This window comes from Sporosarcina aquimarina (genome assembly GCF_019748715.1).
GTDB classification, from domain to species: Bacteria; Bacillota; Bacilli; order Bacillales_A; family Planococcaceae; genus Sporosarcina; species Sporosarcina newyorkensis.
Map to the genome: position 1 here is coordinate 1 of NZ_JACLBZ010000004.1, position 4,407 is coordinate 4,407.

4 protein-coding genes are annotated in these 4,407 nt (G+C 34.3%); all 4 read left to right on the plus strand.

Going from position 1 to position 4,407, the window contains the following annotated elements:
* The first annotated feature begins 363 nt into the window (after positions 1 to 363).
* The 4 genes from mobV (at position 364) to ant(6) (ending at position 4,124) form a co-directional block, all read left to right on the plus strand.
* Positions 364 to 1,587 (plus strand): MobV family relaxase, encoded by a 1,224-nt coding sequence (gene mobV / locus H7J92_RS01620; protein ID WP_027131475.1) that lies wholly within the window; start codon positions 364 to 366, stop codon positions 1,585 to 1,587.
* A gap of 298 nt (positions 1,588 to 1,885) precedes the next feature.
* Positions 1,886 to 2,899, plus strand: coding sequence for a protein rep (locus H7J92_RS01625; RefSeq protein WP_141691195.1), 1,014 nt, complete (start codon positions 1,886 to 1,888; stop codon positions 2,897 to 2,899).
* Between the two features lie 17 nt (positions 2,900 to 2,916).
* On the plus strand, positions 2,917 to 3,204 hold the full coding sequence (locus H7J92_RS01630) for a hypothetical protein (protein ID WP_027131473.1): 288 nt from the start codon (positions 2,917 to 2,919) through the stop codon (positions 3,202 to 3,204).
* 71 nt (positions 3,205 to 3,275) lie between these two features.
* Entirely contained in the window at positions 3,276 to 4,124 is an 849-nt protein-coding gene (ant(6), locus tag H7J92_RS01635; RefSeq protein ID WP_027131474.1) for an aminoglycoside 6-adenylyltransferase, read from the plus strand.
* The last annotated feature ends 283 nt before the right edge of the window (positions 4,125 to 4,407 follow it).

Genomic DNA, 4,407 nt, shown 5'->3' on the forward strand with positions numbered 1-4,407 from the left:
CCTTGATGATTCCCAAACGGTTATCGAGCCAACTTGCTGAGGTTGCAAGAGGCTGTTTTGGTGTTTGCCCCTTTTCAAAAAGGGGCAAGGTCTTAATCTTTTGGGCTTGATTTTGGGAATGAATTTGCAACCGTTGCGGAAAAACGCAAAGGTGAAAATGTCATTTCTGCACTAGGAAAAAGCAACAGCTGCAAGCGGTGATTTTTTTGCCTTTGACTTTGGGAATCTGGCATGAGCCAGGTTCTTGTTCTGACCCTCGGAGAGCACACCTTTACGAATGTAAAGTATAGTGTGTTATACTTTACATGGAAGTTGACCGAAAACAGGTACACGTTTGTACCTCGTGAATGGAGCTGAAAAATGATGAGCTATGCAGTTTGTAGAATGCAAAAAATGAAGTCCCATGATTTAAAAGGGATTCAATTTCACAATCAAAGAGAGCGGGAAAGTAAGACGAACCCCGATATTGATAAAGACAAATCAAATGAAAATTACGATTTTATAAATGATGGAAATATTGATTATAACGAGCGAGTAAAAGAAATTATTGAATCACAAAAAACGGGTATAAGAAAAACCCGAAAAGATGCGGTACTGGTAAATGAATTGTTGGTGACATCTGGGAGAGAATTTTTTGAGGGACTAGATTCTGCAGAACAAAAAAGATTTTTTGAGGAAAGTTTCAAACTTTTTTCGGAGCGATACGGTGAGCAAAATATCGCTTATGCGACGGTTCATCATGACGAAAAAACACCTCATTTACATATTGGAGTTGTTCCGATGCGTGACGGAAAACTACAAGGAAAGAACGTTTTTAATCGACAGGAATTGATTTGGATTCAAGACAAATTTCCTGAGCATATGCAAAAACTTGGATTTGATTTGGAGCGAGGGGAAAAGGGTTCAAAGCGTGAGCATATCGAAACACAAACGTTTAAAAAACAAACCTTGGAAAAAGAAATTGATTTTCTAGAAAAGGATCTTACTAGCAAAAAAGATGAATTGACTGGATATAGCGAAAGAGTGGAGTCTGATTTAATAGTTCCAGTGAGACGACAAATGAAAAATATTGAAGTGCCGACTGGCGAGAAAGCTCTGTTTGGTTTAGGTAAGGAAATAACAAAGACAGAAAGAAAGCCAACTGAAAATGTAATCATTTTAAGAACAGATTATAAAAAGTTGGTTACTGCTGCTCAAGATAATGAAAAGTTAAAAACACATTTAAAAAATATATTAAATACCGATATGGCGAAAGAAAATATAGGCTTGCGCAAGCAGAATGAAGTAGTGAAAGAGAAATACAATGATCTTGTTCAGAGATTTAATTCAAATATTGAAGATTATAATGAGTTGGTTGAAGAAAATAGGTCGTTAAAAGGTCGTGTGAGCGATTTAAAGGCTGAAATAGGATTAGTTTATAAAAGTGCGAAAGAGTTTTTAAGGGATCGCACAGACAACGTGAGAGCCTTTAAGAAGGTTTTTGGTGAGTTGGTGGACAAGATAAGGGAAAAAACAACTGGAAGCGAATTTGAACGATTACACAAGCGTGAAAAGGCTCGTGAGCGAAATAATGATATGAGTAGATAAAAAAAGAACCTTCGAAGGTTCTTTTTGTTTTTGTCTTTTGGGATTTTGAACTTGATCTTAAAGGATTTTGATCTTGGTTTTGAGCGTAGCGAAAAACGGTTCTTTCTTATCTTGATACTACTAGAAATAACGTCATTATTTTTAGGTTGTTTTTTTAGGATTTAAAACTAGTGTTGGCGAGGGTTTAAGTGGTATTTTACTCTTAAAAATCGGTTGAAAATTTTTTGCATAATAAAAGCCCCTGTGTTAAAGTTTTAATTGACTAAGATCAAAACTAAATAACATGGGGGCTTTTTATATGCGTTTTCAAAATTCTATAGATAATCATAGCACAAATGCACCAAAGGAATCAAATGTATTTTTTGACAAAACAAAAACGGGGAAAACTAGACCGTGGCGAGAAAGAAAGATTGATAGTGTAAGTTATTCTGAACTTTTGTTTATACTAGAATTTAAGAAAGCTGAACGTGTCAAGGATTGCGGTGTTATTTTGCAGTTTAAAGCAAACGATACAGGTCACTTGAAATTATATAAAGCGTGGTTTTGTAAATCCAAACTTTGTTCATTATGCAATTGGAGGAGAGCCATGAAACATTCTGCTCAAAGTAAAACAATCATAACTGAAGTTATGAAGCGAAAACCTAGTTGTCGATGGTTGTTCTTCACCTTTACTGTTAAAAATGTTTATGACGGTGAAGAATTAAATAAAAGTCTTTCTGATATGGCAAGGGGCTTCAGAAAAATGGTCCAATACAAAAAAGTTGATAGTAATTTAATCGGCTTTATGAGGACTACCGAGGTCACGGTCAATAAAAAAGACAACTCCTATAATCAACATATCCATGCAATGATGTGCTTTGAAAGTAGTTATTTTAGAAGCAAAAAAAATTATATTACTCATAAAGAATGGCAAGCGTTTTGGAAAAAGGCTATGAAACTAGACTATGATCCAAATGTTTTTGTTACTGCAATTAAATCTAAAGTTTCTTCTGAACAGGACAAGCAAGCGATTGAAACAGCAGTAAATGAAACTGCTAAATACTCCGTTAAATCTGATGATTATTTAACAGATGACGAGGAACGGAATTTGCAAATCGTTAAGGATTTGGAAGAGGGTTTGTTCCGTAAACGACTGATTTCATACGGTGGATTGTTGAAGGAAATACACAAAGAATTAAATTTAGATGATGCAGAAGATGGCGATTTGGTAAAAGTGAATGAAGAAAATGATGATGAAAAAGAAGATGAAGGCTTTACAGTCACAGCAATGTGGAACTGGAACAGGCAAAATTATTATATAAAAAATGATTGATAAAGGGGTCATGAAAATTGAAGATTAGTAGAAAAGCTGAATCGGAAATCCCCGAATTTTCTAGCCATGAGTTAGCCCGTGAATATTTTAAAAACAGGTATGGAAATCATTTTGTGATGATGAATTCTGAAATGATTGGTGACGAAAAAGTTTATTTTTATAGTTTGATCTTGGACAGAAAAGTTTTTGAAGATGGACAAAAGCAAATGGTGAAAGATGGTTTCATGGTTGACGCATTAAATTTTATGAATAGTTATCAGCCAGTGGAAATTTTTGAAGATGGTCGGATACATATAATTCATTGAAAATTAGAGTGGTTGTTCAACAAACGGGCCATATTGCCGAATAGGGAAGGCATCGAAAAGGGTGATTTTATATGCGTGAAGAAAATGAGATGATAAATCTTTTTAAAAATATTGTTATGAATGATGATACCATCAGATTATCAGTTCTTGAGGGGTCCAGAACGAATAAAAACATTCCTAAAGATGATTTTCAGGATTATGATATTTCCTTTTTTGTAACAAATATGGAATCTTATAAGAAAGATGATCTTTGGCTTGATATATTTGGTGACCTGGTATTTATGCAAAAACCAGAAGATATGGAATTATTCCCATCAGAATTAGGAAATTGGTTTAGTTATATCATGTATTTTAATGATGGCATTAAGGTTGATTTAACTTTAATACCTCTAAATGAACTTGACGATTATTTATCTAATTCAGATGGTTTAGTGGAAATATTGATTGATAAAGATAATCGAATCAATAAAAGAATTGTTCCAAGTGACGAGAAATATTGGATTGAAAAACCATCTGGGCAAGAATTTGATGATTGCTGTAATGAGTTTTGGAGTGTATCGTCTTATGTAGCAAAAGGCCTGCTTAGAAAAGAGTTTTTCTTTGCATTGGATCATTTCAATCAAATTCTTCGTCCTGAACTTTTACGAATGATGTCATGGGAAGTTGGTATAAGAGAAGGATTTAATTTTAGTGTTGGAAAGAACTACAAATTTATTGATAATTATCTTCCTAAAGCTGAGTTAGAGAAGCTGATTGATACATATTCGCAATCTGGTTATATAGAGTCTTGGGAATCCTTTGAGTTATGCCGCGAATTATTTAGGGCTTATTCTAAGAAAGTTGCATCTTCATTAGGTTATAGATATCCCGAGTACGATGAGAAAATGACAAATTTTATTCAAAACAATTATACTAACTAAGTGGGAAGTAACTTTATCCGACAATTACCTTTATAAAGCTATCGGGCGCGATTGTTGAGTAAGGAAAATAAGAAATAAGATACAGAAGATACGAGAGATTGTTCTCGTGTCTTTTTTTATTCAGTGGTTTTTTCCGTTAAAATTTGCAAGGCGACAGCTACTAAATTTTAGTATCTTGCTGAGTATGGCTGTCGGCCAATATCCAGCAACGGAAAAATGGGAATCGTCAAGGGGGAAAGGGTGGAGATTTTTCAGCGTAGCGTTTTGAAAAATACTACCCGTA